Source organism: Microbacterium sp. SGAir0570 (genome assembly GCF_005491085.2).
GTDB lineage: Bacteria > Actinomycetota > Actinomycetes > Actinomycetales > Microbacteriaceae > Microbacterium > Microbacterium arborescens.
Window position 1 is genome coordinate 3,317,218 of the sequence record NZ_CP027929.1, and the last position, 24,034, is coordinate 3,341,251.

Genomic DNA, 24,034 nt, shown 5'->3' on the forward strand with positions numbered 1-24,034 from the left:
TGTCAGCGGACGGGGGCCGGGTAGACGAGCGGCTGCTGAGCCAGGGCCGCCGGGTAGACCTGGGTGACTGCGCCGCCGAGCACCTGCATCGTGACGACCGAGGCGTTGACGTTCTGTCCCGTCTCATCGAACGAGACGGGACCGTCGTTGACGACGTGCGGCTCGTACGTCGTCGCGGCGATCGCATCACGGATGTCGGCGGGGTCGGCGCTCCCGGCGGCGTCGATCGCTTCGGCGATGAGCGTCACGGCGTCGTAGGTGAGCATCGCGCTCGTCCGCATCGGCTCGCCGAACTCGGCTTCGAACGCCTCGGCGACCGCGACCGCCTCATCGTTGGTGGCATCCCACCGGTAGTTCGCGTCGAAGTAGTTCTCACCCCCGTTGGGGGCGTCGGCGGTGAACTGCACCTGGTCGTATCCGCCGTTGGCGACACCGAACACGGCGTCGAGATCGGGGGCGATGGAGCTGACAGCGCGAGCGATCGCGAGGCTGTCGTTGTAGTAGCCCGAGACGGCGAGCACGTCGGCGCCGGCGGCTGCCACCTGCTGCACCTGGGTCGACAGGTCGCTCGACGAGGGGTCGTAGCTGATCGCCGGTTCGACCGTGATGCCGTACTCCTGGGCCTTCGCAGCGAACGCCTCGTAAGCCGAGGCGCCGAAGTTCCCCTGCTCGTAGAGGTAGCCGACCTTGGTCACCGGGGTGCCCGCGGCCTCGGCGATCTCGGACAGATAGGTCGCGCTCTGCTCGCCCATCATGCTCGCCGACGGCTGGATGCGAAACGAGTTGGTGTAACCCTGCTCCAGGATCGAGTCGAGTGCCGACACGTCCATGACGAACGGCACGCCGTTGCGCTCGGCGACCGAGGCGATGTTCGCGCTCGTCGCGCTCTGGTACGAACCGACGAGCGCCGCGGCGCCCTCCTGGATGAGACGCGTCGCCTCGCTCTGCCCGGTCTCCGGCTCGCCGCGGGTGTCGGCCGCCTCGAGGACGAGCTTCGCGCCGCCGAGGGATTCGATGCCGCCGGCGTCGTTGATCGCGTCGACGGCCATCTGTGCGGCGTTGCTCATCTGCTGGCCGTCGACCGCGTTCGAACCGCTGAGCGGGTGGAGGGCTCCGATGACGATCTCCTCGGGTGCCTCGCCCGAGGATGCTGCCTGGCTTGCTCCGACGGCGGATCCGGCACAGGCCGCGAGCGTGACGCTGCCGACGGCGAGAGCGGTCACGGCGAGCGTGAAGCGACTCGTGGTTTTCAACTCGACTCCTTGGAGGGTGGTGTTCCGTCTGATGGAGCTGTTTCGGTGACCGGAACGTTCGGGTTAGTCCCTGACTGGGATGTATGCGACGGTATGCCTCGGATATGCGGCGCCAGTTGCCCGCGTGTATCCGGAATGTTTCGTCTCGCCCGAATCGGGCATCTGGCGTTCCGTTCAGTGAAACGTGGCCGTACGCTTCTGCGCAGAGCGTGCCGGACGCTCATCCACGCGAGGAGAGTGCGCCATGGCCGATACTGCCCCGTCGACGACATCCCGGGTCGCCGAGGTGCTGATGTCGTTCACCGACGCGACCGCGCCGCTGGGCGTCTCGCAGATCGCGAGGTCGTGCGACCTGAGCAAGGCGGTGGTTCACCGCATCCTGCAGTCCCTCGTCGCATCGGGACTCGTCGACTACCTGCCCGACACTCGCCGCTACTGCCTCGGCCCAGCGGCGGTCGCCCTGGGTCAGACGGCAGCCGCGGGCAGCCGGCTGTACTCCGCGGGGATGCCGGCGATCTCGCACCTGGCCAATCAGACCGGCGAGACCACGACGCTGACGGCCCGCCACGGACATGGACGGCACTACATCGGCCTCGTGGAGAGCATCAACCCGATCCGCATCAGCGTGCGCATGAGAGACCATGTTCCGCTGTGGTCGGGAGCGAGCGGCATCAGCATCCTGGCGTTCATGGACCCGGTCGACATCGACTACGTCCTGAGCCAGGAGCGGCACGCGTACACCGAGGCGACCGTCATCGACGAGACGATGATCCGAGACCGTCTGGCCGAGACCCGCGAGCGCGGGTGGGCGCATACCGCGGGCGAGCGCGTGCGGATGTCGAGCAGCGTCGCGGCCCCGATCTTCGACCGTGATGGCAGCCCGGCCGGTTCTCTCTCGGTCGCCTACCTCGTCGACCGACTCGGCGACACCCAGCACCACGACCTCGCGCAGCTCGTGCTGGCCGCCGCCCGCGACGCGACCGCCAGACTCCAGTAACCCCCGCCTGTTCGCGGCGGCGAGGGTGCGCATCTGCACGGTCCGGGGCGGCCCGCACCGTGCAGATGCGCGTTCTCGGCGTCAGCGAGAGGACGAGACGGCGGGCTGGCGGGCGAGCCAGTCGTCCATGCTCGTCTCGGGGTGATCGAGCCAGTGGTCGCCGTAGTAGTCGGCGAAGGGCAGGTACTCGTCGAGGATGCGGCGCAGCTCCGAAATCGCGTCGAGCCCCTCGGGAGCGATGTCGACGCGCAGGTCGACGTGCGCGCGCCGTTGACCGCGTGCCGTCGTGATGATCGACGACGACAGGTGCCGGCGCCCCTCACCTCCGGCGGCGAGGCCGGCCTCGAGCGCCCGCATGAGACGCTCCTCGAAGAGCCCGGCGGTGTCGTTCTCGTACGACGCGGCCATCGCCTCGAGCACGCCCGCACCGATGAGCGTGTTCCCGAGCACGGCGAAGCCGTCGCCGACGAGGTGCCCCGCGTACTGCGACTCGATCACGACGTCGCCGGTGTGGGCGGCGACGCGACCGTCGTCGAGCACGATGCCCAGCTGCCGGTACCGGAACGACTCGTCGGTCTCGGCGAGCGCCGCGATGATCGTCTCGGGCGCCAGACCCGTCGTCCCGAGGTCGAGGGCGCGCTGGCCGAGCCGCCAGTCGGAGTGCCACTGGCTCGTCACCGCGACCCCTCCCGCAACATGGGGGCACCGCGAGGCGAGCGCGATCGACCCCGTGCCCTGGCAGACCCCGACCGCACCCGTGCTCGGATCGGTGGCGATGATGCTGAACGTCATCGTGTTCTCCTTCCGGGCGCGCTCAGCGCGCCGTCATTTCCCAGCGGATGACCACGCGGCGGAGAACCCGCACGACGAGGTTGAGGACGATGCCGAGCACCGAGAGGATGATGAGCAGCGCGAAGACCGCCGCCGTCTCCATCCGGCCCTGCGCCTGCAGGATCAGCACGCCGAGGCCCTTCTGCGCCCCGACGAACTCCGCGACGATCGCGCCGATCATCGAATTGGCGACGGCGAGCTCGAGCCCGGAGAAGATCTGCGGGAGCGCCGCGGGCAGCATCAGGCGCGTCTGGATCTGAAGCGGCTTCGCGCCGTTGACCCGGAACAGGTCGACTTGGTCGCGGTCGACGCCGCGGAACCCGTGCAGCGCGTTGACGAGCATCGGGAAGAACGCCAGCAGCACGACCACGACGACCTTCGAGGGCATCCCGAACCCGAACCAGATGATGAACAGCGGCGCGACAGCCACCTTCGGGATCGACTCGATCGCGACGATGTAGGGAAACACCACGGCGTAGACGGTCGGGAACTGCGCGAGCACGATCGCGAGCACGAGGCCCGCGACGACTCCGATGCCGAGGCCCGTGAGCACGATCGACATGGTGGATGCCGTGTTCTCGAGGTAACGCGGGAACGCGTTCGGGTCGAACAGCGCCTTCAGCACATCGCTGAGCGGCGGCACGACGTAGACGGGGGTGTTCGTCCAGCCGGGGACGAACTGCCAGCCCAGCAGCAGCAGGCCCAGCAGAGCCAGCGAGGCGATGACCCGCTTGGCGGGCGTGTTCACGACGCGTCGCGTGACGAGCCGGGTCGTGACGGGGCGGGTCCGGACGGAAGTGCTCATGCGTTCACCTCGAAGTGACGACGGATGTGGGCGGTGAGGGCCGCGAACTCGGGATCGCCGAGGAGCTCGGGGGTGCGCGTCTTTCCGAACGGGATGTCGATGATCTCGGCGATGCGTCCGGGGCGCGGGGTCATGACGACCACGCGCTCGGCGAGGAAGACTGCTTCGCTGATGCTGTGCGTGATGAGGACGGCGGTGGTGCCGGTCTCGCGCCAGATGCGGTTGACCTCGACGTTCAGGGCGTCGCGAGTCATCGCGTCCAACGCCCCGAAGGGCTCGTCCATCAGCAGCACGGCGGGATCGTGCACCAGCGCCCGGCAGATCGCGGCGCGCTGCTGCATCCCGCCCGACAGCTCGTGCGGGTGCTTGGTGGTGAAGTCCTCGAGACCCACCATCGTCAGCAGCGTCCGCGCGTGGGTGCGATCGGCGCCGGTCACCCGTCGGCGCAGGCTGAGGGGCAGCAGGACGTTGTCGAGGATGTTCAGCCACGGCAGCAGGGTCGCCTTCTGGAACACCATGCCGGCCTCGCCCCGGGGGGCGCCGATCGGCACATCGGCGATCGTGGCCGTGCCGGCGGTGTGTCCCTCGAGACCCGCGAGGATGCGCAGCAGGGTCGTCTTGCCGCATCCGCTCGGCCCCAGAACCGAGACGAACTCGCCCTCCGCGATCCCGAGGTCGACGTGCGAGAGCGCCGTGACGTCGCCCGTGCGGGTCTGATAGGTCTTCGAGAGGTCGGAGATCTCGATCAGGCTCATGGCTTCTCCAGTCCGTAGACGCGGCAGAGGTTCTCGTTGAGCACGCGCGAGGCGAGCCACTCGGCCTGAGATGTCGTCCACAGGCGGTCGGCGACCCCGGCAGTGAGCGCGCGGTCGAGCGCGAGCCGGCCGCGGGCCGTCGAGGCGACGTGGAACTCGGGCTGCCCCGTGTCGGTGCCGAACATCACGCGGTCGGCGGGAAGCAGCTCGAGCCACTCCTGCAGCATCCGTTCGAGGGCGTGGTGGTGGAGGTACGGCATCCACGAGTAGTCGAGGAAGACGTTGCCGTGCGCCTGACTGAGCGCCGGGAGCAGCGACGTGTACGGGTAGCCGCCGTGGATGAGGATGATGCGCAGCCGGTTCAGCGCCGGATCCGACAGCAGGGGCTCGAGGTTGCGCGGATCGGCGCCGCTGAGCAGCAGACCGGGCTCGGCGTGGCCCATGCCGGTGTGGATCTGCACCGGCAGCTCGCGCTCCACCGCGAGCTCGGCGATCGCGAACACGAGGTAGTCGGCGAGCGCCGTGTACGCGGGGGTCTCCAGCGACGCCGGGTCGGACCGGAGTGCGGCGTAGGCCGCCTCGGCCTCGTCACGGGAGCGACGCCGGAAGTCGAGCGACCGGACGTACGCCGACGCGATCTTGAGGCCGACGAAGCCCGACTCCTGACGGCGGATGATCGAGTCCCGTACGAACGCGACGTACTCGCCCAGCGTCGCCGGCGGGGCGTCGAGGCCGGCGGTCTTCAGCAGACCCTCGAGCACCGTGGCGAACACGCGCCGGAAGCGGGGCGTGTCGGAGCCGCGGCGGCGGAAGGCGGGGTGACCGAACGGGTAGAGGTAGGGGTCGATGCGGCCGATCGGCTTGTAGCGCTCGGGCGTCCAGGCGTCCGCGTCGATCCACGGCAGGTCGGTCAGCACCGCCGCCGTGCCCGAGATGTCGAGCGCCTCGCCGTACAGACCCGCGAAGTCGGCACGTCTGCGGTCGCGGCTCATCCGCACGATCTCGTCGTGACCCAGGTCGCCGTAGAGCGCGCGGCTGCCCTCGACGAGCGATACGCCGTGCACGCTCGTCGACTGGAACCGGATGCTCTCGTCGAAGAGCTTCTCGATGCCGTGGGCCGCGTCGAGCCGGGCGAGCTCGTCGCGGTCGCCGCGGCCGCGGGCGGCGACGAACTCGTCGAACACACCGACGGGGAGGTTGGCCTCGACATGGCCGGCCGCGTTCTCGCGTTCGAGCGCATCGATGCCTTCGAGCTCCTCGCCGGGCCGGACGTAGCCGGCGTGGGAGTGGTGGTCGATCGCCGGGACGCCGTCGGTGTAGGTGAGGGAGGTCATTCGGCGCTCCAGTTCTGAGCCTCGGCGACGACGGCATCCGCGTCGAAGTCGTTGTACGCCTCGACGAAGGTGTTCGGGGCGGCCGCGACCGTGTCGACCTCGGAGTCGATGATTCCCGAGTCGAGCGCGAAGGTGCCCCACGCGGCGAGAGCCGACTCGCTGTACGCACCCCACGACGCGGTGTCCTGCGGGTCGTCGGCGGTGAGCAGCTCGAGGCGGCGGTTGAGCGCGACGAGGTCGATCGCCAGCTGGTCGTCGATCGAGTTGCCGGCGACGAGCGTGTCGGGGTACTCCTCGTACATGATCCGCAGGGCGGCCTCGGGGTTCGTCGCGGTGAAGAGGGTGGCCTTCGCCATCGCCCGGCCGAAGGCCTCGATCGTCTCGGCGTTGTCGGCCGCGTAGTCGCTGCTCGTGAAATAGGTCGTCGAGAAGAGCGATGCGGCTTCGTCGGTGGTGAAGTAGCGCAGCGGGGTGCCCTGAGCCTCGAACGCGGCGTACTCGGTGTCCCACAGCGACAGGGCGTCGACCTGACCGGTCGCGAGCGCCTGCAGCGCTGCGGCACCCGTCCCGACCGCGAGGTGGCTGTAGTCCACGTCGGGCGTGAGGTCGGCCGACGCGAGGATGCCCTCGGACAGCAGCATGTTCGACGTGCCCAGGCTGCTCTGGCCGATGACGGCACCCTCGAAGTCGCCGAGCGAGGTGATGGGGCTGTCGTCGAGGACGGCGAGCGATCCGGTCTGCTTGCGGATGTAGTTGTAGACCAGCTGCAGCTGGCTGCCCTTCGTCATCGCCTGCCAGATCGGCTCGGGCGGGGTGCTCCCGATGTCGAGCGAGCCGGAGTCGATGCCCTGGACGATCGAGGTGGAATCGCCCGTCACGACGATGTCGACCTTCAGCCCCTCGTCCTCGAAATACCCCATCGCCTGGGCGACGGCCATCGGCGAGTTGTTCGCGCCCATGTTCGTGGGGATGCCGAACTCGACGGTGGTCGTGCCGTCGGCGGATCCGGCGTCTTCACCGGCGCAGCCGGCGATGGTGAGAGCGAGGGCGGCGGTCACGGTGACCGCAGCGGTACGGGTGAACTTCATGGTGTCTCCTAGCGCGGGTGGTTCGCGGATCGGGTCGATCCGGCGATGTGGGTGGAGCTCAGGGACAGTGGTGCGATGCCTGCGCGCAGGCGTTTTCGGCATGGCCGAACACCGGTGCCGTCCGTCGGGAGCAGGACGGCACCGGGAGCTGAGGGACGGGGTCAGTCCGTCCGGGGCGGATTCTCCGAGGGTGGCGTCACGACCCAGAGGGCCTCGCCCACCGCATCGCCGATGTTGACGATGCTGTGCGGCGTGGAGGTGCGGTAGTCGATGCTGTCGCCGGCGGTGAGCTCGAACTCCTGATCGCCGAGCCGGAACCGGAAGTCGCCGCGGAGGATGACGCACACCTCCTGCGAATCGCCGTGCGTGTAGCTGTCGCTTCCCTCACCGTGGCCGGGCTCGTACTCCGACACGAGCACCTCGACGTTGCCGAGCGGGGGCTGCGTGATGCGGAAGTGCCGCACGTCGTTGCCCGCGGCCAGCATGGGGCGCTCCTCCTTGCGGAGCATCGTGCCGAGGGTGGGCTGAGCGCTGAAGAGCTCGGTCCACGGGATGCTGAACGCCCCGGCGATCCTGCGGACGACGTCCAGGCTGGTGTTGGCCTGACCGTTCTCGATCTGGCTCACATAACCGGCGCTGATCGATGCGCGTCGTGCGAGCTCGCGCGTCGACATCTTGCGCAGGGCGCGCAGTTCCCGCACGCGGGGGCCGAGATTCGCGTCGTCCATCGCTCTCCCTGGGTTTCGGTAATCACACTGATCGGTGTCAGTAAGCAGAGCGTATACCGGGCGAGCGCGTCGGAAATTGCTGATGTGTTTCGTGTGTGTAACCGAGTTCCGGCCGCCACATACAGCAGTGTGGGTGCGCATCCGCACAGTCCGGAGCCCCCGACACCGTGCAGACGTGCACCCTCGCGGCTCAGGGCCGCGCGACCGGGCTGATCACCAACTCGTCGATACGCACGTGCGGGGGCGCATCGATGATGAAGCGCACCGTTCGCCCGATGTCGTCGGGAGTCAACATCCGCTCGCGGGCGTCCGCATCCGGCACTTCGGGCCGGAGGCTCAAGAACTCCGTGTCGACGTCGCCCGGGCACAGGTGGCACGCGCGGATGCCGGCGGCAGCCTCCTGCGCGTTCAAGGTCTCGCAGACAGCGGCGAGCGCGCGCTTGCTGGCGCTGTAGGCGACACCCGCGACGGGCGAGAAGCGCCAGGCTGCGATCGACGACACCACGACGACGACGGCCGAACCGGATGCCCGGAGGTCCGGGAGCGCTGCGTCGATCACGTGGATGACGCCGTGGAGGTTCGTGTCGATGACCTGTTCGACCTCGCCGACCGACTGGTTCTCCCACGTCCGCCGCGGCGAGTTGAGGCCGGCGGCGAGGACGAGCTCGTCGATGCGGCCCCACCGATGACGGATCTCGTCACGCGCCGCACTCACCGCGCCCGTGTCCCGGGCGTCGAACGGCAGCACGATCGCCTCGCCGCCCGCATCCGCGACCTCGCGCGCCGTCTGGGCGAGCATGTCGTGGCGCCGTCCGCTGAGCGCGAGGCGCCGGTCGGGGGCCAGGGCCAGCGCGGCGGCGCGGCCCATCCCGCTGCCGGCGCCGGTGATCCATGCGACGCGTCGCTGGGAGGCGATGGTGGAGGTCATGCCCGGGCCGCCATCTCGTACGCGCGCTGGGGGAACTGGGTCGCGAACTTGCCGCCGCTCACATCGAGCAGCGTGCCCGTGACGTAGCGCGAGGCATCGCTCGCGAGGAAGCAGACGGCGTCCGCCACCTCGCCCGGGTCACCCCAGCGCCGCAGCGTGAGCGTGTCGAGCAGGCGACGCTGGTCATCGTGCGGCTTGTCGGCGAAGCCGTTCATGTCGGTGGGGATCATGCCCGGAGCGTACGCGTTGGCAGTGATCCCCCAGGGGCCCAGTTCTCCCGCGAGTGTTCTGGTGAACTGGACGACAGCGGCCTTGGATGCCGCATAGGCCGCACCGCCGACACTGGGGATGATGGCCGCGAACGAGGCCGCGTTGACGATGCGGCCCCCGCCCTGCCGCTTCATCGCGGGGATGACCGCATGGCAGGTGCGGAACGTGCCGGTGACGTTGACGTCGAAGACGCGGTTCCAGGTCTCGGCATCGGCGTCCTCGATGAGCCCGTCACCCAGGATGCCGGCGTTGTTCACCAGCACGTCGACGCGTCCGAACCGGCTCAGCGCAGCATCCACGGCCTGCCGCACCGAAGCGGACGACCGCACGTCGCACGCCAGCGAGGCACCGTCGAGTTCCGCGTCGCGGCGTGCGTCGTCGGCCCAGGCCACCGCATCTTCGGCGATGTCCGTCGCGACAACGACGGCGCGCTCACGCATGAATGTCTCGGCGATGGCGCGGCCGATGCCGCGACCCGCTCCGGTGACGACGACGACCTTGCCGTCGAGATCCCACTGCATCGTGCTCTCCTCCGATCGGGGCCGCGCCTACGCGGCTCTCCTCGATGATGTCGCAGCGCGGCGGCGTTCGGCACCGACGAGCGACACGACGACGAGCCCGGGCGCGATCACGATGAGGGGCGGCAGCATCCATACGACGGTCGTGCTCACCCCGAGGCCCACCAGCACCAGCGATGTTCCGATCGGGTCGTCAACGACGATGCCGCGCCCCTCCCGCCAGAGGTCGATCCACCGCGCACCCGGCGTCCAGAGCGCCGCGGTTCGCAGCATCGCGACGGCGACCACGACCGCCAGTCCGCCGCTGATGATCGCGAAGACCGTCCCGCCGGGAAGCGCCCCCTGTGCCGCCCCGACCGCGTTCAGGGCGAGGAGCGCGATGACCACGGCGCAGGCCGCACCGAACCACCAGCCCGAACGCACTGCCTGGAGGCCGCGCAGAGCGAAGAGTCGGATCGAGTCGGGCTCGTCGTCGAGGTGTGCGCGGAAGTGCTGCACCCCTGCGCCGAAGGCCGGAGCCAGGGTCACGAGCGGCAGCGACAGGAGCGTCACCCCGATGCCGACCACGAACATCTCGCCGAACCCGGCGACGCCCGAGCCGCCGAAGACCGCGCGGCTCTCGGGCGATCCGTCTGTCCTGCGCGCGGAGGTCATCCCTTGAGCCCCTCCGTCGCGACGCCCGCCACCAGGTACCGCTGGAAGGCGAGGAAGAACAGCACCACGGGCACCAGGGCGAGGATCGCCATAGCCATCTGTGCGCCGTAGTCGCTGGTCGAGGTCTGGTCGACGTAAAGGCGCAGAGCCAGCGGCATCGTGTACATGCCCGGATCCTTGAGGTACAGGAGCGGCCCGAAGAAGTCGTTCCACGACCAGATGAACGCGAAGATCGAGCTCGTGACGAGCGCGGGTCGCATGAGGGGCAGGATGACGGCGGTGAAGGTGCGCGCATGGCCGGCGCCGTCGATGCGCGCGGCCTCGTCGAGATCGCGCGGCAGACCCCGGATGAACTGGATCATGAGGAACACGAAGAAGGCGTCGGCCGCGAGGAACTTCCCCAGCAGCAGCGGCCAGTAGGTGTTGATCATGTCGAGCTGATTGAACACGATGTACTGCGGAATGATCACGACGTGGAACGGCAGGAGCATCGTCGCGATCATGCACAGGAAGAAGACCTTGCTGCCGCGGAAACGGATGCGGGCGAACGCGTACGCCGTGACCGAGCACGAGAGCACGACCCCGACGACCGAGGCGACCGCGAGGATGAGGGAGTTCACGACGAACGTCCAGAACGAGACTCCCCCGATGCCGGCGAAGGCGGTCGCGTAGTTCTCGAGGGAGAAGCTCTCCGGCACGAGACTCACCGAGCCGATGATCTCGTTGCCCGGCTTGAACGACGACATCACCATCCACGCCGCCGGATAGAGGATGACGACGAGCACGGCGATCGCGAGCACGTGGAAGACCGCTGCGCTCCCCCGCGTGCGCCAACCCCGCCCTCCCGCGTGCTCGCGGCCGCGTCGCCGCGACGACGAGTCGGTCGTGATGAGCTCGGTCTGGGTGATCGTGTTCGTCATCGTTCGTCCCCCGCATAGTGAACCCACGCCCGCGATGTGCGGAACAGCATGAGCGTGACCAGCCCGACGGCGATCACGAGCACCCAGGCCATCGCCGAGGCGTAGCCCATCTGGAAATCTCGGAATCCCCGCAGGTAGAGGTAGAGCGTGTAGAAGAGCGTCGATCCGGCCGGCCCACCGCTGCCGTTGGAGATGATGTAGGCCGAGTTGAACACCTGGAAGGCGTGGATCGTCTCGAGGAGCAGATTGAAGAAGAGCACGGGCGACAGCATCGGGATCGTGATCGAGAGGAACCGGCGCACCGGTCCGGCGCCGTCGACGGAGGCCGCCTCGTACAGCTCGGGCGGCACCTGCTTCAACCCCGCGAGGAAGATCACCATCGGCGCGCCGAACTGCCACACCGTCAGCAGGATGAGCAGCGGCAGCGTGCGCGCCGGGTCGCCCACCCATCCGCCCTCCGAGGCGGGTGGCCCGCCGAAGAACGAGCCGATCTGCGCGACGATGCCGTCGTCGATGAACATCGCCTTCCACACGATCGCGATCGAGACGCTGCCGCCGATCAGCGAGGGCAGGTAGAACGCCGACCGGTAGAACCCCTGGCCCCGGCGCGGTGCGTTCAGCAGCAGCGCCACACCGAGCGCGGCAACGAGCTTCAGCGGCGTACCGACCAGCACGTAGATCCCGGTGACCTTGACCGCCTGCAGGAAGTTCGGGTCGGAGAACATGCGCGTGTAGTTGTCCACGCCGATGAACTCGGGATCGTTGAACAGGTTGTAGTCGGTGAACGACAGCACGAGCGAGGCGACCATCGGCCCCGCGGTCAGGGCGAAGAACCCGATGAGCCACGGGCTCAGGAAGAGATAGCCGGCACGCGTCTCGCGTCGAGCCCGCACGGTCGAGCCCGCACGAACCGGGACGACGGCTGCAGCAGTCATGGCTTGTTCCTTTCTCCTGCGAACCGGCGTCTCGGCCGTACGGCAGGGTCGTGCGGAGCGGTCAGGAGCCGAGCACCAACGAGATCTCCGAGAACAGCTCCTGCGCGAACTGCTTCGTGGTCAGGTCGCCGTACCTCAGCTGCTCGTGCAGCTCTCCCCACTTGGCCTCGATGGTGCCGTAGCCCGCGGGGAGGATCGGGTAGCTCGCCGTCAGCTCATCGTCGATGGATGCGAGGTAGTCGAGGTTGACGGTGTCGGCTGCGGTCTGATCGATCGCATCACGTCCAGCCTCCGTGGGCGGTGTGCCGAGCGACGTACCGAAGATCGTCGCGACCTCGGGCGAGGTGGTGAGGAAGTTCACGAAGGCAGCAGCGGCCTGCTGCTGGTCGGAGTTCTTCGCCACGCTCAGCAGCATGCTCGGCTTGGGCGCGAGCACATGCTCGTCCTGGCCCTTCTCGAGCGGCGGCTGCACCATGCCGATGTTCTCGGTGCCGGCATCCGTCATGCCCTGCAGCACCGTCGTCGAGAAGTTGAACCAGATCGCCGTCTCACCGGCGAGGAAGCCCCCGCTGGGCGAGAGGGCGACGCTGCGCTCGACGGGGTAGAAGTCGCCGTCGTCGCGGAGGTCGGCGGCAGAGTCGAGGTACTCGATCACATCGTTCTCGTCGAACGCGGGCGCACCGTTCTCCTCGAAGACCGGGTTGCCGTCCTGCATGAGGTGGTAGATGAAGTTCGGGAGGCCGCCCGTGTAGTCCTCCGCCCCGTAGATCCGGGGTTCGGATGACGCTCCCGCCGCGTTGACCTCGAGGACGAAGTCGTTGAACTCGTCCCAGGTCATGTCGTCGGTGGGATAGTCGATGCCGAACGAGTCGAGGATGTCCTTGTTGTACATCATCGACCAGGCGTTCGTGCCCAGCGGGACGCCGACGAGTTCGTCGTCGACCGTTCCCGATCCCAGCACCTGATCGTTGACGCCGTCGAGCGGGAGCAGTGAGTCGCGGTAGGGCGAGAGATCGGCGAGCAGACCCTTGCTGGCGTATTCGCCGAGGTAGCCGGCATCCATCATCACCACGTCGGGAAGCGACTTTCCCGCCGCCTCGGTGTTGCGCGCAGTCCAGTAGTCGCCCCAGGCGTTGAAGTTGCGCACCACCTCGACGTTCGGGTACTGCTCGTTGAAGAGCGCCACGACCTCTTCGAAGCGGGCGGCACGGTCTTCGTTCCCCCACCACGAGAAGCTGATCTTCGCTGCGGTCTGGTCGTCGAAGGTGATCTCCTCGGGGGCGGCGTTCGAGCCGCTTCCCGTGCCGCAGCCGGCGAGCAGAAGTGCTGCGGCTCCGACGAAGGCGAGCGATGCGGGCAGTCTCTTGATCATGGTTCCTCCTCATTGAGCGGGCATGGGCCCGGGGGTGTCGATGGCGGTGGCCGGTCGAGAGCCGGCCGAGGTCAGTCGGTGTCGGTTCCCTGGACGAGTGAGCGGATCGTCTCGACGGGCAGCTTGGGTTCCCGGGCTTCGGTGAGCAGGCCGTTCCGCTCCTGCATGGTGTCGGTGAGCTGCGTCCAGCACCAGCCGGCGAGCCCGTCGGGTCGGCCGGCGAAGCCTCGCGTGCCCGACTGCACCGCGCGGAGGATCGCCGCGACCATCCGGCCGTACTCCTCGGCGCCGCGCGCTTCGGAGTAGCCCCAGGAATCATCCGGGCTCGCATCAGCCGCCCACTTCACCCCGCCGAACTCGGTCAGCATGACCGGCTGTCCGCTGTCGGCCGTTCCGGGCAGACGCACGCGGCGACCGGCCGGGCCGATGCCCGAGACAAGCTTGCGCAGCTCGACCGCGTCGACGTCGTAGCGGCGGGCGAGGATGCCGCCGTCCGCCTCGTAGTCGTGCAGGGTCCACAGGTCGGAGGTACCGAGCTCCCACCCGTCGTTGGAGATGACGGGCCTGGTGGGGTCGAGCGCCTTCGTCAGGTGGAACAGCGCTTCGGCGAAAGCCCGCTGATCCGAGCGCGAGGCGATGTGCTGCACGCCCCAGCTCTCGTTGAGCGGCACCCACGTGATGATGCTGGGGTGCGCCCGGTCGCGGAGCACGGCTTCCGTCCACTCCGCGGTCGTCCGCTGCACGGCTCGCTCGTCGAACGTGTACGTCGCGGCCATCTCGCCCCACACCAGGAGTCCGAGCCGGTCCGCCCAGTACAGGAACCGGTCGTCCTCGACCTTCTGGTGCACGCGCACCGAGTTGAAGCCGAGCTCGGCGATCAACTCGGCCTCGCGTCGCAGTGCGTCGGGCGAGGGGGCCGCGAGGTGAGACTCGGGCCAGTACCCCTGACTGAGAACCGACCGCAGCGTCACCGGGCGGTCGTTGAGCAGCAGCGCGCCGTCGCTCCAGGAGACGCTGCGCAGACCGAGGTAGCTCGCGACGGCATCCGTTCGGCCACCGTCATCCGTCAGTTCGATCCAGGCGTCGAGCAGGGTGGGCCGGTCTGGGCTCCAGAGCAGGCGTTCGTAGTTCTGACCGTTTCGCTGTCCGTCCAGGGCGATCGTCAACGTCGCCCTCGTGCCGCTCGTCCGCATGGTCGCGGCGGCGAGCTCCCGACCTTCGTGCGCGATGCGGACGCTCGCGCTCGCACAGGCAGGCCGGCTCAGTCGGAGCTCGAGGGTCACCGTGCCGTCGGTGAGGTCGTTGGTCCAGTTGAGCGCGGTGATGTGCTGCGGCGCGACGGACTCGAGCCACACCGACTGCCAGATCCCCGTCGTGCGGTGGTACCAGATCGAGTGGGGCTGTTCCTCCCAGTCCTGCTTCCCTCGAGGCTGCGCGAGGTCGTGCGGGTCGTCCTCGGCGCGCACGACGATGACATGCTCGCGAGCGTCACCGTCGAGCGCGTCGGTGATGTCGACGGCGAAGGGGGTGTGGCCGCCCTCGTGGCTGCCGACCATCTGCCCGTCCACCCAGACGGTGGCCCGATAGTCGACGGCACCGAAGCGCACGATCGCACGCTGCTCCGACCGGTGTCCGGCGGCGGCGAGGTCGGCGTCGGTCAGCGTCCGGCGGTACCAGACGATCGGATGGAACCCCGTCTCGCCGACGCCCGAGGCCGGCGACTCGGGCGGGAAAGGCACGAGGATGCCGCCGGCCAGGTCACGGCCGTCGAACCACCGCTCGGCGACGCCTCGGTCGTCATCGTCGTGAGCGAACCCCCACTCCCCGTCGAGCAGGAGGAACGAGTCGCGCACGAGCTGCGGACGCGGCCGCGCCGGTTCGAGCGTGCTCGCACGCACCGTGTCGGGCTCTCGACCGGCATCCTGCTCCACTGCATTGACTCCCTCTGCCGGCATCGATGCCGGCGTTGTCGCTGACCCGCCCGCAGACGGGATGGAAACCGCTTTCCGTTCCACGTTGAACTACACGATAGTTCCACGCTGAACTAGAGTCAACAGCGACCCTAGGAACTGCTCGACAGGAGCCTGCATGACCCGCGTCACACTCGCCGACGTCGCCGCTCGTGTCGGCGTGAGCGCGAAGTCCGTCTCCAACGTCGTGAACGGAACGGGATGGGTCGGCGACGAGATGCGACGGCGCATCCTCGCTGCGATCGACGAGCTGGGGTACCGACCGAACCTCGCCGCACGGCAACTGCGGAACGGGCGCAGCGGACTGATCGCGCTCGTCCTCCCCGATCTGCGAGAGCCCTACTTCGCCGAGTTCGCGTCGCAGTTCGTCACCACCGCGCAGACCCGGTCATTGACGGTTCTCATCGCGCAGACGGGCGGCGCCCGTGCCGCGGAGCTGGCGATGATGGCCGGCGAGGGCTTCCCCGCGCTCGACGGGATCGTGATGAGTCCGCTAGCCCTGACCGCCGACGATGTGCGCGACCGGCCGAGCGTTCCTCCGCTCGTGCTGATCGGAGAGCAGGCCGAAGAGCTCGTGAACCCTTCGGTGCATCACGTCGGCATCGACAACGTCTCGGCGGCGGCAGCAGCCACCACGCAGCTCATCGAGCAGGGGCGACGTCGCATCGCCGCGGTAGGCGTGCAGGAAGCCGGGCCCACTGCCACCTCTCGACTCCGATTCGAGGGGTACCGGCGAGCGCTGGCCGCAGCGGGCATCGCCGACGACCCGGCGCTGTACGCCTCGGTCGATCAGTTCAACCGCGCCGAAGGGTCGACGGCAGTCGCACGCCTTCTCGCGAGCGGAACCGATGTCGATGCGTTGTTCTGCTTCAGCGACAGCCTCGCCCTCGGCGCGCTGTACACCCTCGGCACCCACGGCATCTCCGTGCCGGACCGCGTGCAGGTCATGGGCTTCGACGACATCGAAGAGGGGCGCTTCCACATCCCCGCGTTCTCGACCGTCGACCACGGTGTCGAGCAGGCGGCGGCGTCGATCCTCGACATCCTGAGCGACGCGACCACGCAGGCCGGCGTGCACCATCAAGTGCCGTACCGCGTGATCACCCGCTGATCCCCCACCGAGGTCCCACTTCGGCCGGGAATTCCGGCTCGGTAACCGGCCCAACCGGGACCTCGCATGCGAAGGATGCAGGGGGCCCGGCGGATGCAGCGAGGGTCAGGGCGCGGCGTCGAGGGTGCGCTGGGCGGCCTTCACCATCGCGATGTCGATGAAGGTGCCGTCGTCGAGCACGAACGCGCCCGTCCCGTCGGCGGCCGCCGTGCGCACCCGCTCGACGATACGCTGCGCTCGCTCGACCTCGTCCGGACCGGGGGTGAAGACCCGCCGGATCACCTCGATCTGCCGCGGATGGATGGCCGTCCGCCCCGCGTAGCCGAGCGCACGACCGACCCGGCAGCTCGCCTCCAGGCCCTCGAGGTCGGCGACGTCCGCCCACACCGCCATGAGCGGCAGCGGCAGACCGGCCGCCGCCACGGCGTTCACGACCCGCGCGCGCGACCACGCGAGCCCGGGCTCCCCCTCACGCCCGGCGGGCACGCCGATCTCCGCGCGCAGGTCGGCCTCGCCCACCGCGACCGACGCGACCCCGGCCTGCGCGATCTCGAACGCCCGCTCGATCGCGAGCGCCGACTCGAGCAGGGCATGGATCTCGCGCCTGGGTGCGGCGGCTCGGACCGCCGCGACGTCATCCGCCGACTGCGTCTTCGGAAGACGGATGCCGAAGGCCGCGGGCAGATCCGCGACAGCAGCGACGTCCTCGTCGTGCGTCCGTGCGCCCCGAGCGTTCACCCTGACCTGCACCGCCGGCGCGGCAGCCCCGAGCGACGCCCACGCCTCGGCGAACTCGGCGAGCGACGCCCGCGCCCGCACCTTGCGCGAGGGCGCGACGGCGTCCTCGAGGTCGACGATGACGGCATCCGCTCCCGCATCCAGCGCCTTCTCGAAGCGCTCGGGGCGGTCGGCGGGCGCATACAGCGCGACCACGATCGGGCGGGTCATGCGACCGATCCCTCGGCACGCATGCGGGCGATGTCGTCGTCGGTGTAGCCGAGCGAAGCGAGCACCTCGGCGGTGTCGGCGCCGTGAGCCCGGCCGGTGAACGCGATCGTCGGCTCGTCGCGCGACATCCGGAACAGCGGCCCCTGCATGGCCATGTCGCCGAGGTCGGGGTCGTGGATGCGGTGGACCGTGCCGAGCGCCCGGAACTGCGGGTCCGCGACGATGTCGGAGGGGTCGTACACCGGGGCGACCGCGGCCTGCGCCGCTTCGAACGCCTCGATCACCTCGTCGCGCGTGCGCTGGGCGATCCAGCTGCCGACGGCCTCGTCGAGCTGGTCGGCATGCTGCGCCCGGCTCGACCCGCTCGCGAACCACGGCTCGGCGGCGAGGTCGGGGCGGCCGACGAGGGTCATGACCCGCTCGGCGATCGACTGCGCGCTCGTCGACACGGCGACCCACGAACCGTCGGCCGTGCGATACGTGTTGCGCGGCGCGTTGTTCGCCGATCGATTGCCGGTGCGGGCCTGCACGGTCGCGAGCTGATCCCAGCGCGTGATCTGCGGGCCGAGCATCGCGAGGATCGGCTCGATGATCGCGACATCCACCACCTGCCCGCGGCCGTCGCGGTCGCGGGCGTGCAGCGCGGTCATGATCGCGTAGGCGGTCGCGAGCGAGGCGATGCCGTCGGCGAGGCCGAACGGCGGAAGGGTCGGCGGCCCGTCGGGCTCGCCCGTCGCGGCGGCGAACCCGCTCATCGCCTCGGCGAGCGTGCCGAATCCGGGGCGACTGCGGTACGGCCCGATCTGCCCGAATCCGGTGACGCGGGCGAGTACGAGGCCCGGGTTCTCGGCAGACAGCTCGTCGTACCCGAGTCCCCAGCGTTCGAGGGTTCCGGGGCGGAAGTTCTCGACGACGACGTCCGCGGTGCGGGCCAGGCGCAGGAACGCCTCGCGCCCGTCGGCGGTGTGCAGGTCGATCGCGACGGTCCGTTTGTTGCGGCCGAGCGTCTTCCACCACAGGTTCTGGCCGTCCTTGCTCGGACCGTGACCACGTGCCGGGTCGGGCTTGGTCGGATGCTCGACCTTGACGACCTCGGCTCCCATATCGCCGAGGTGCATCGCCGCCATCGGGCCGGCGAAGAGGGTCGAGGCGTCGATGACGCGCAGTCCGTCGAGCGGGGTCACGAGCGGTCCTCCCAGCAGACGCGGAATCCGATCGAGGGCGACGCGTCCTGGCCGAGTCCCGGCAGGAGAAGCTTGGCCGAGAACTCCGGCGTCTGCACGCCGCCGTCGAAGTACCAGTCCGAGCCCTCGCTGCGGTGGGCGGTGCCGCCCTTGAGCATGACGAAGCGGGTGCGGCCGTCGGAGTGCTCCGACTCCGTCCAGTTCCATACCTCCGGCGTGCGCCGCCGGAACGACGGATCGGATGCCGCGAGCTGCCACTCGTCCTCGGTGGGGAGACGTCCGCCGACCCATGCCGCGTACTCCCGGGCCCGCGCGAAGGTCACCCGCGTCGCCGGACGCTCGGGGTCACGGGCCTCCGCGTCTTCGCCGATCGCGTCGAGGAACCGCGCGTACTCGGCCTCGGTCACCTCGGCCGCCCCGACGCGCACGGGATGCCGCACCTCGACGACGCGTTCGAGCGTCCGCTGATCGTGCAGGCGGGGCGGCAGCGGCTTCCACTCGTCGACGTAGGGTGCGCCCTCGTACATCCCGGTCTCGCGCGCACGGAACCGCACCGTGAGCAGGTGCGTTCCGGGCGTCACCGTCACCGTCTGGACCTCATCCCGCACGCCGGTGTCGCGCATCGGCCCGGCCCACGCCGGAGCGGTGAGGCGCCGAGCTCGGCGGTGCGGGAACGACCCGTCCGCCACCGGCGGCTCATCGCGCAGCGCGGCCTTCACCTCCGCGACGACCGGCGGCACACGGCTACCCGCGGCATCCTCAGCCAATCGCACCGCGGCGGCGACGCCACCGGCCGGCACCGTCACCGACAACACCCGATCGCCGGGCTCGTGCAGCGGCACCCACCGGCCCCCCGACTCGAGCTCGAACTCGACGTCGGCGCCCGACGTGTTGACGAGGCACAGCAGCGTCACCCCGTCGAGCTCGAACGCCGACCCGAATACCGGCGCGTCGTGCACGGCAAGAGGCGTCCACTCCCCCTCGACCAGCCAGCGGTGCATGCCGCGCTGCACGGGCAGCATCCGCCGAAGGGTCGCGGCGTCGCGGTCGCTCCAGCCGACCCAGACGCCGAAGACGACCTCCCACACCATCACGCCGACGCCGTTGAGCCATGCCGAGCGCAGCTCTTCTGCGTGGTCGCGGTGCCACCGGCGGATGTGGTGCTGCATGTGTCGGCGCTCGAACCACCGGGCGCGCAGCACGCCGGGCGCCTCCGAGTCGGCGAACCACTGCGCCCACGACAGGGTGTGGTCGGCGATGCGCTCGGTCGCGAGCTTCGACTCGCCCTCCAAGCCGATGCCCGGGCGCGCAGCATCCAGGGCCGCGACGAGATCGGGGTCGGCCTTCCGCAGCGTGTCGAGGAAGACGCCGTCTGCGCCGAGGCGCCGCACCGTCGCGGCGAGCTCCGCGGCGTCGCCTCCCGAGCGCCGCGTGCCGACGTCCCACGGGTTGTAGTCGACGAACACGGCCACACCGGCGGCGCGCAGCGCCTCGGCGGCTTCGACGAGCCCCGGCACGGCGTAGAAGTCCCACTGGTTGCGGTCGTCGATGCCGATGACGGGGTAGGCGTGCCACAGCACGATCCCGTCGAGACCGCCGAACCGGCGCTGCGCGTCGGCGATGAAGCGTTCCGGCGTGAAGCGCTGCTCGTCGAAGTCGAAGAACAGCTCGTCCCAGAGCCAGACCTGGGCGGCCGTGAAGCACCGGCTCGCCCACGCGGACTCGGGCTGTTCGTAGCGGGTCGGCACGCCGTGCCGTTCGCGAGCGCCTTCGCGCCACGTCGTCAGCTGGGCACGCCATGCACCGAGGTCGGCCGGATCCGTCGGCGCGACGAAGATCTTCGCGTCGTCGAGCACGACCGCGGCGTCGCCCGAGCGCACGTCGGCATCGAGCGGCACCGGCGTCGGGTGGTCGATCTCGCGCGGGACCAGGGGATCGAATCCGCCGCTCACGGTCGGTTCTCCTTCCGGAAGGCGGCGACCTCGTCGGCTGTGGGCACCGCGTCCTGCGCACCGGGGCGCGTGACGGCAAGGGCGGATGCCGCAGCACCGGCGCGCGCGGCATCCGCGAGCAGACCGAGATCGACGGCGTCGGGGCGGCGTCCGGAGGCGGCGAGCGCGGCGGCCAGCACACCGCAGAAGGTGTCCCCGGCGCCCGTCGTGTCGACCGGCGTCACGACATGGGCCGGCACCTCGGTGCGCTCGTCACCGCAGACGACCAGGCAGCCGCGAGAACCGAGCGTGACGACGAGTCCGCGCACCGTGCGGGCGAGGTCGGCGATGGCCTCGTCGAGGTCTCCGACGCCCGCCGCCTCGAGGGCCTCGTGCTCGTTCACGACCAGCACGTCGGTCGCCGCGAGCAGTTCGTCGCGGCGGGCAGCGAAGGGTGCGGACGGCGCCGCGTTCAGCACGTGCCAGGCTCCCTCGCCCCGGGTCGCTGCGGCGTCGCGTACCAGAGCCACCGGAATCTCGAGCTGCGTGAGCAGAACCGAGGCCGAGGCGACGACGGCGCGTTGCGCGTCGCTCAGGGAATCGCGTGCGGCGTTGGCGCCGGCGGCGACGACGATGGCGTTCTCGCCCGATGCATCGACCGAGATGAGGGCGGTGCCGGTCACGGCGTCGACCTGGATCACCCCCGAGACGTCGATGCCATCGGTCTCGAGCGCCGTGCGCAGCATCTCACCCGCGGCATCCGTTCCCACCGCCCCCACGAAGGCGACCTCCGCGCCCCCGGCGCGCCGGGCGGCGACGGCCTGATTGGCCCCCTTCCCCCCGCCGGTCCGGACGAGCGACGACGCGAGCAGCGTCTCGCCGGGAGCGGGGATGCGGGCGACGCGGGCGACGACGTCCTGGTTGATGCTGCCGACGACGACGACGCTCATGACGTCCCCCTTGCGAGGGCGACCGTCCGCTCGGCGAGCTCGCGGATCGATCGCTGCGGTCCGCCGGGCATCGAGGTCGCGATGCTGCCGTTCAGCGGCGCGGTCCAGGCAGGCCCGACGCCGTCCGCTCCGAGCAGGCCGCCGAGCACCGAGCCGACCGTGGCGCCGACCGAGTCGGTGTCCCAGCCGCCGGCGACGGCGAGAGCGACGGCGGCACCGAAGTCGCGATCGTGGGCCTGCAGCGCACAGGCGGTGAGCGCGGCGTTGTTCAGCGTGTGCACCCAGTGCATCCCGGCGAACTCGCCATGCAGGGCGTCGAGCGCACCCGCCGTCGTGAGCTCGCCCGTGGCGAGCGCTCGGCCGGTCTCGCGCCCGAACCGCACGGCCGCGGCCAGGCGGGAGGCGGGCGGCACGACGGTGTCGGCGGCATCCAGCACGGCATCCGTCGAGTCGGCGACGAGGGATGCCGCGCAGAGAGCGGCCGCCCACATGGCGCCGTACAGGCCGTTGCGGGTGTGGCTGAGCCGCGCATCGATCCACGCCGAGTGGGCCGCGGCCCGGACATCGCCGGGGTGCGCCCACCCGTGCACGTCGGCGCGGATGAGGGCGCCGATCCACTCGCGGAACGGGTTGCGGTGGGTCGCGGTCTCGGGCACCGGCCGGGCGTCGAGGATGTTGCGGTACGCAGCGCGTTCGGCGGTGAACACCCGCCCCGCCGGCAGGGCCGCGAGCCAGGCCTCGGCGACATCATCGGTCGTCAGCGCGGAGCCGTGCCGCTCGAGCAGGTCGAGGGCGAGGAGCGGGAAGTTCAGGTCATCGTCCTCGGGCATCCCGGCGATGTTCTCGACGAGCGAGGTCGGGGCGGAGCGGCGGTTCCAGGGCCAGCGCTCCGCGACATCGGCGGGCAGGCCGCGCGCGGTGAAGTAGCCGCTGATCGGCCAGTTCCCCGTGGCACGTGCGATCTGCTCGATGCCTTCGCGCGGGATCTTCTCGACCGGCTTGCCGAGCAGGCACCCCGCCGACCGGCCCAGCCACGCGCCGTGTACGCGATCGAACGCGGCGCCGCGGTCAGCGCTCGGCTCGGGTTGCGCGGGAAGCAGTGCTTCGATCGCTTCCCACTCATCGGGTTCGTCAGCACTCGGGCGCTGCAGTCCCTGCAACTCATCGAGCACGCGACGGGCCGTCGCGCGCAGTTCGGCGGATGCCGGTGTCGCGCTGGCTCCGGAGGGAGCGAGGACCGTCGCTCCGCCGGCATCCGCCCAGCGCCGTTCGATCGCCGACAGCTCGTCGTCGGGCACCCCCTGCTCGCGCAGCGCCGCGAGTTCCGCCGGCACCAGGTCTTCGGGCTGAGCCCACGTCAGTCTCACGCCTCTGCCCCCACCGACAGCAAAGACGTCAGCGACTCTGCACGCGCGGCAGCCCGCTCGGCATCGGCACGGGCGACGTCGCGCACGACCTCGACCATCGTGGTGACGACGCCATCGAGGTCGAGGCGGCTCGCGGTCACGACCTCGCGCACCCACTCCTCGGGAACGGCGGCGCTGCCGTGGAGCCCACCGCAGATCGCGCCCGCCATCGTGGCGATCGAGTCGGCGTCGCGGCCGTAGTTCACCGCGTCCAGCACGGCAGCACGCAGGTCGCCGTCGTGGGCGACGACGAAGCCGAGCGCGACGGGAAGCTCTTCGATCGCCTTCGTCCGCGAGGGAAGACGCGCGTCCATGGCCGGTGACCGGTAGGCCTCGCCCACGGTGTCGAAGGGCCGCACCGCGTCGCGGACGATGCGACCGAGCTCGCGCGGATCGTCGGATCCGCCGGCGGCGCGGAAGGCGTCGACGGCCTCGAACACGGCGCGGATGGCGGCGGCGGTGCCGTCGTGCGCGACATCCATCACCGCCCGTCGAACATCGTCGACCGTTGCTCCCGGAGTGGCGGATGCGGCGACGGCGGCCGCGAACACGCCAGCGGCCTCGCGACCGTACGACCATTGGTGCGCGCCGGTGATGTCGATGGCCTCGGCATACGCGCCGCGCGGGTCGCCGATGTGCACGAGGCCGACGGGGGCCATGTACATCGTCGCGCCGCAGTTGACGACGTTGCCGACGCCCGCCTCACGGGGGTCGGCGTGGCCGTAGTGCAGCTTCATGACGAGCCACTTCTCGGCGAGGAACACGCGTTGCAGGATGAGCGCTTCGTCTTCGAGCTCGGGGATCCAGCGCCGCTCGCCCATCATGAGGGGCACGAGATCGCTCGCCACGTCGTACGCGTCGAGGTGCCGGCGCTGCTTGGCGTACACCTCGATGAGCGCGTGGGTCATGAGGGTGTCGTCTGTGACGTGTCCGTCGCCCTTGTGGTACGGCGCGATGGGGCGAGCCGTGCGCCAGTCGGGCAGGAAGGGACCGACGATCCCCTCGACACGTCCGCCGTGCCGCTCCTCGATCTGCTCCGGGGTCCAGCCCTCCGTCGCACCGCCGAGCGCATCGCCCACGGCGGCTCCCGCCAGTACTGCTGCCACCCGATCGTGCAACACGTCCATTACGTCCCTCTCTTCGTTC

Annotated in this window: 22 protein-coding genes; 2 read left to right on the top strand and 20 right to left on the bottom strand. The window is 70.1% G+C overall.

The features are described from left to right. Positions 1-2: 2 nt before the first annotated feature. Entirely contained in the window at positions 3-1,253 is a 1,251-nt protein-coding gene (locus tag C1N74_RS15690; protein ID WP_064955318.1) for an ABC transporter substrate-binding protein, read from the bottom strand. A gap of 244 nt (positions 1,254-1,497) precedes the next feature. On the opposite strand from C1N74_RS15690, the gene C1N74_RS15695 reads away from it, so the two are divergent. After that, positions 1,498-2,250, top strand: coding sequence for an IclR family transcriptional regulator (locus C1N74_RS15695; RefSeq protein WP_023953521.1), 753 nt, complete (start codon positions 1,498-1,500; stop codon positions 2,248-2,250). An 81-nt stretch (positions 2,251-2,331) separates the two neighbouring features. On the opposite strand, the gene C1N74_RS15700 is transcribed toward C1N74_RS15695, so the two are convergent. The 13 genes from C1N74_RS15700 to C1N74_RS15760 form a co-directional block, all read right to left on the bottom strand. After that, positions 2,332-3,042 (bottom strand): DUF1028 domain-containing protein, encoded by a 711-nt coding sequence (locus tag C1N74_RS15700; protein ID WP_137750887.1) that lies wholly within the window; start codon positions 3,040-3,042, stop codon positions 2,332-2,334. A gap of 22 nt (positions 3,043-3,064) precedes the next feature. Beyond that, on the bottom strand, positions 3,065-3,886 hold the full coding sequence (locus tag C1N74_RS15705; RefSeq protein WP_023953517.1) for an ABC transporter permease: 822 nt from the start codon (positions 3,884-3,886) through the stop codon (positions 3,065-3,067). After that, the gene (locus tag C1N74_RS15710) at positions 3,883-4,641 is read right to left on the bottom strand and encodes an ABC transporter ATP-binding protein (RefSeq protein ID WP_064955316.1); all 759 of its coding nucleotides are present in this window, start codon (positions 4,639-4,641) and stop codon (positions 3,883-3,885) included. Before C1N74_RS15710 ends, C1N74_RS15705 begins: the two co-directional genes overlap by 4 nt. Then, positions 4,638-5,975 (bottom strand): amidohydrolase family protein, encoded by a 1,338-nt coding sequence (locus C1N74_RS15715; RefSeq protein ID WP_137750888.1) that lies wholly within the window; start codon positions 5,973-5,975, stop codon positions 4,638-4,640. The genes C1N74_RS15710 and C1N74_RS15715 overlap by 4 nt, the downstream gene beginning before the upstream one ends. After that, on the bottom strand, positions 5,972-7,063 hold the full coding sequence (locus C1N74_RS15720) for an ABC transporter substrate-binding protein (protein ID WP_181405557.1): 1,092 nt from the start codon (positions 7,061-7,063) through the stop codon (positions 5,972-5,974). The genes C1N74_RS15715 and C1N74_RS15720 overlap by 4 nt, the downstream gene beginning before the upstream one ends. A 161-nt stretch (positions 7,064-7,224) precedes the next feature. Continuing rightward, a complete protein-coding gene (locus C1N74_RS15725) occupies positions 7,225-7,791 on the bottom strand; it encodes a helix-turn-helix domain-containing protein (RefSeq protein WP_064955313.1) in 567 nt (188 codons plus the stop codon). A gap of 190 nt (positions 7,792-7,981) precedes the next feature. Beyond that, positions 7,982-8,719, bottom strand: a complete 738-nt coding sequence (locus C1N74_RS15730; RefSeq protein ID WP_137750891.1) for an SDR family oxidoreductase — start codon at positions 8,717-8,719, stop codon at positions 7,982-7,984. Continuing rightward, positions 8,716-9,510, bottom strand: a complete 795-nt coding sequence (locus tag C1N74_RS15735; protein ID WP_137750892.1) for an SDR family NAD(P)-dependent oxidoreductase — start codon at positions 9,508-9,510, stop codon at positions 8,716-8,718. Before C1N74_RS15735 ends, C1N74_RS15730 begins: the two co-directional genes overlap by 4 nt. A 27-nt stretch (positions 9,511-9,537) precedes the next feature. Beyond that, the gene (locus C1N74_RS15740) at positions 9,538-10,161 is read right to left on the bottom strand and encodes a hypothetical protein (protein WP_103841862.1); all 624 of its coding nucleotides are present in this window, start codon (positions 10,159-10,161) and stop codon (positions 9,538-9,540) included. Continuing rightward, positions 10,158-11,081, bottom strand: a complete 924-nt coding sequence (locus C1N74_RS15745) for a carbohydrate ABC transporter permease (protein WP_023953506.1) — start codon at positions 11,079-11,081, stop codon at positions 10,158-10,160. Before C1N74_RS15745 ends, C1N74_RS15740 begins: the two co-directional genes overlap by 4 nt. Beyond that, complete coding sequence (locus tag C1N74_RS15750) at positions 11,078-12,016, bottom strand: carbohydrate ABC transporter permease (RefSeq protein ID WP_023953505.1); 939 nt, start codon at positions 12,014-12,016, stop codon at positions 11,078-11,080. Before C1N74_RS15750 ends, C1N74_RS15745 begins: the two co-directional genes overlap by 4 nt. 61 nt (positions 12,017-12,077) lie before the next feature. Continuing rightward, a complete protein-coding gene (locus C1N74_RS15755; protein WP_023953503.1) occupies positions 12,078-13,388 on the bottom strand; it encodes an ABC transporter substrate-binding protein in 1,311 nt (436 codons plus the stop codon). A 71-nt stretch (positions 13,389-13,459) separates the two neighbouring features. Next, positions 13,460-15,343 carry a glycoside hydrolase family 2 protein gene (locus tag C1N74_RS15760; RefSeq protein WP_137750893.1) on the bottom strand — a complete coding sequence of 628 codons (1,884 nt, stop codon included), beginning with the start codon at positions 15,341-15,343 and terminating at the stop codon, positions 13,460-13,462. 133 nt (positions 15,344-15,476) lie between these two features. Here C1N74_RS15760 and C1N74_RS15765 point away from each other — a divergent pair, with 133 nt between their 5' ends. Then, a complete protein-coding gene (locus tag C1N74_RS15765; RefSeq protein WP_071918861.1) occupies positions 15,477-16,469 on the top strand; it encodes a LacI family DNA-binding transcriptional regulator in 993 nt (330 codons plus the stop codon). A gap of 105 nt (positions 16,470-16,574) precedes the next feature. Here C1N74_RS15765 and C1N74_RS15770 read toward each other — a convergent pair whose 3' ends face one another. Genes C1N74_RS15770 through C1N74_RS15795 form a run of 6 tightly spaced genes read right to left on the bottom strand, consistent with a single transcriptional unit; the run spans position 16,575 to position 24,015 of the window. After that, on the bottom strand, positions 16,575-17,417 hold the full coding sequence (locus C1N74_RS15770) for a CoA ester lyase (RefSeq protein WP_137750894.1): 843 nt from the start codon (positions 17,415-17,417) through the stop codon (positions 16,575-16,577). Then, complete coding sequence (locus C1N74_RS15775) at positions 17,414-18,601, bottom strand: CaiB/BaiF CoA-transferase family protein (protein ID WP_181405558.1); 1,188 nt, start codon at positions 18,599-18,601, stop codon at positions 17,414-17,416. Before C1N74_RS15775 ends, C1N74_RS15770 begins: the two co-directional genes overlap by 4 nt. Beyond that, positions 18,598-20,553: an SUMF1/EgtB/PvdO family nonheme iron enzyme gene (locus tag C1N74_RS15780; RefSeq protein WP_137750895.1), complete on the bottom strand. Its 1,956-nt coding sequence runs from the start codon at positions 20,551-20,553 to the stop codon at positions 18,598-18,600. Before C1N74_RS15780 ends, C1N74_RS15775 begins: the two co-directional genes overlap by 4 nt. Continuing rightward, positions 20,550-21,482 (bottom strand): ribokinase, encoded by a 933-nt coding sequence (locus tag C1N74_RS15785; protein WP_137750896.1) that lies wholly within the window; start codon positions 21,480-21,482, stop codon positions 20,550-20,552. Before C1N74_RS15785 ends, C1N74_RS15780 begins: the two co-directional genes overlap by 4 nt. Further along, the gene (locus C1N74_RS15790; RefSeq protein ID WP_137750897.1) at positions 21,479-22,849 is read right to left on the bottom strand and encodes an ADP-ribosylglycohydrolase family protein; all 1,371 of its coding nucleotides are present in this window, start codon (positions 22,847-22,849) and stop codon (positions 21,479-21,481) included. Before C1N74_RS15790 ends, C1N74_RS15785 begins: the two co-directional genes overlap by 4 nt. Next, positions 22,846-24,015: an ADP-ribosylglycohydrolase family protein gene (locus C1N74_RS15795; protein ID WP_137750898.1), complete on the bottom strand. Its 1,170-nt coding sequence runs from the start codon at positions 24,013-24,015 to the stop codon at positions 22,846-22,848. The genes C1N74_RS15790 and C1N74_RS15795 overlap by 4 nt, the downstream gene beginning before the upstream one ends. Positions 24,016-24,034: the final 19 nt, after the last annotated feature.

Excerpts from the sequence above, each read along its gene's own strand:
- C1N74_RS15695 (WP_023953521.1), top strand. The coding sequence starts at position 1,498 with ATGGCCGATACTGCCCCGTCGACGACATCCCGGGTCGCCGAGGTGCTG.
- C1N74_RS15700 (WP_137750887.1), bottom strand. The coding sequence starts at position 3,042 with ATGACGTTCAGCATCATCGCCACCGATCCGAGCACGGGTGCGGTCGGG.
- C1N74_RS15705 (WP_023953517.1), bottom strand. The coding sequence starts at position 3,886 with ATGAGCACTTCCGTCCGGACCCGCCCCGTCACGACCCGGCTCGTCACG.
- C1N74_RS15710 (WP_064955316.1), bottom strand. The coding sequence starts at position 4,641 with ATGAGCCTGATCGAGATCTCCGACCTCTCGAAGACCTATCAGACCCGC.
- C1N74_RS15715 (WP_137750888.1), bottom strand. The coding sequence starts at position 5,975 with ATGACCTCCCTCACCTACACCGACGGCGTCCCGGCGATCGACCACCAC.
- C1N74_RS15720 (WP_181405557.1), bottom strand. The coding sequence starts at position 7,063 with ATGAAGTTCACCCGTACCGCTGCGGTCACCGTGACCGCCGCCCTCGCT.
- C1N74_RS15725 (WP_064955313.1), bottom strand. The coding sequence starts at position 7,791 with ATGGACGACGCGAATCTCGGCCCCCGCGTGCGGGAACTGCGCGCCCTG.
- C1N74_RS15730 (WP_137750891.1), bottom strand. The coding sequence starts at position 8,719 with ATGACCTCCACCATCGCCTCCCAGCGACGCGTCGCATGGATCACCGGC.
- C1N74_RS15735 (WP_137750892.1), bottom strand. The coding sequence starts at position 9,510 with ATGCAGTGGGATCTCGACGGCAAGGTCGTCGTCGTCACCGGAGCGGGT.
- C1N74_RS15740 (WP_103841862.1), bottom strand. The coding sequence starts at position 10,161 with ATGACCTCCGCGCGCAGGACAGACGGATCGCCCGAGAGCCGCGCGGTC.
- C1N74_RS15745 (WP_023953506.1), bottom strand. The coding sequence starts at position 11,081 with ATGACGAACACGATCACCCAGACCGAGCTCATCACGACCGACTCGTCG.
- C1N74_RS15750 (WP_023953505.1), bottom strand. The coding sequence starts at position 12,016 with ATGACTGCTGCAGCCGTCGTCCCGGTTCGTGCGGGCTCGACCGTGCGG.
- C1N74_RS15755 (WP_023953503.1), bottom strand. The coding sequence starts at position 13,388 with ATGATCAAGAGACTGCCCGCATCGCTCGCCTTCGTCGGAGCCGCAGCA.
- C1N74_RS15760 (WP_137750893.1), bottom strand. The coding sequence starts at position 15,343 with ATGCCGGCAGAGGGAGTCAATGCAGTGGAGCAGGATGCCGGTCGAGAG.
- C1N74_RS15765 (WP_071918861.1), top strand. The coding sequence starts at position 15,477 with ATGACCCGCGTCACACTCGCCGACGTCGCCGCTCGTGTCGGCGTGAGC.
- C1N74_RS15770 (WP_137750894.1), bottom strand. The coding sequence starts at position 17,417 with ATGACCCGCCCGATCGTGGTCGCGCTGTATGCGCCCGCCGACCGCCCC.
- C1N74_RS15785 (WP_137750896.1), bottom strand. The coding sequence starts at position 21,482 with ATGAGCGTCGTCGTCGTCGGCAGCATCAACCAGGACGTCGTCGCCCGC.
- C1N74_RS15795 (WP_137750898.1), bottom strand. The coding sequence starts at position 24,015 with ATGGACGTGTTGCACGATCGGGTGGCAGCAGTACTGGCGGGAGCCGCC.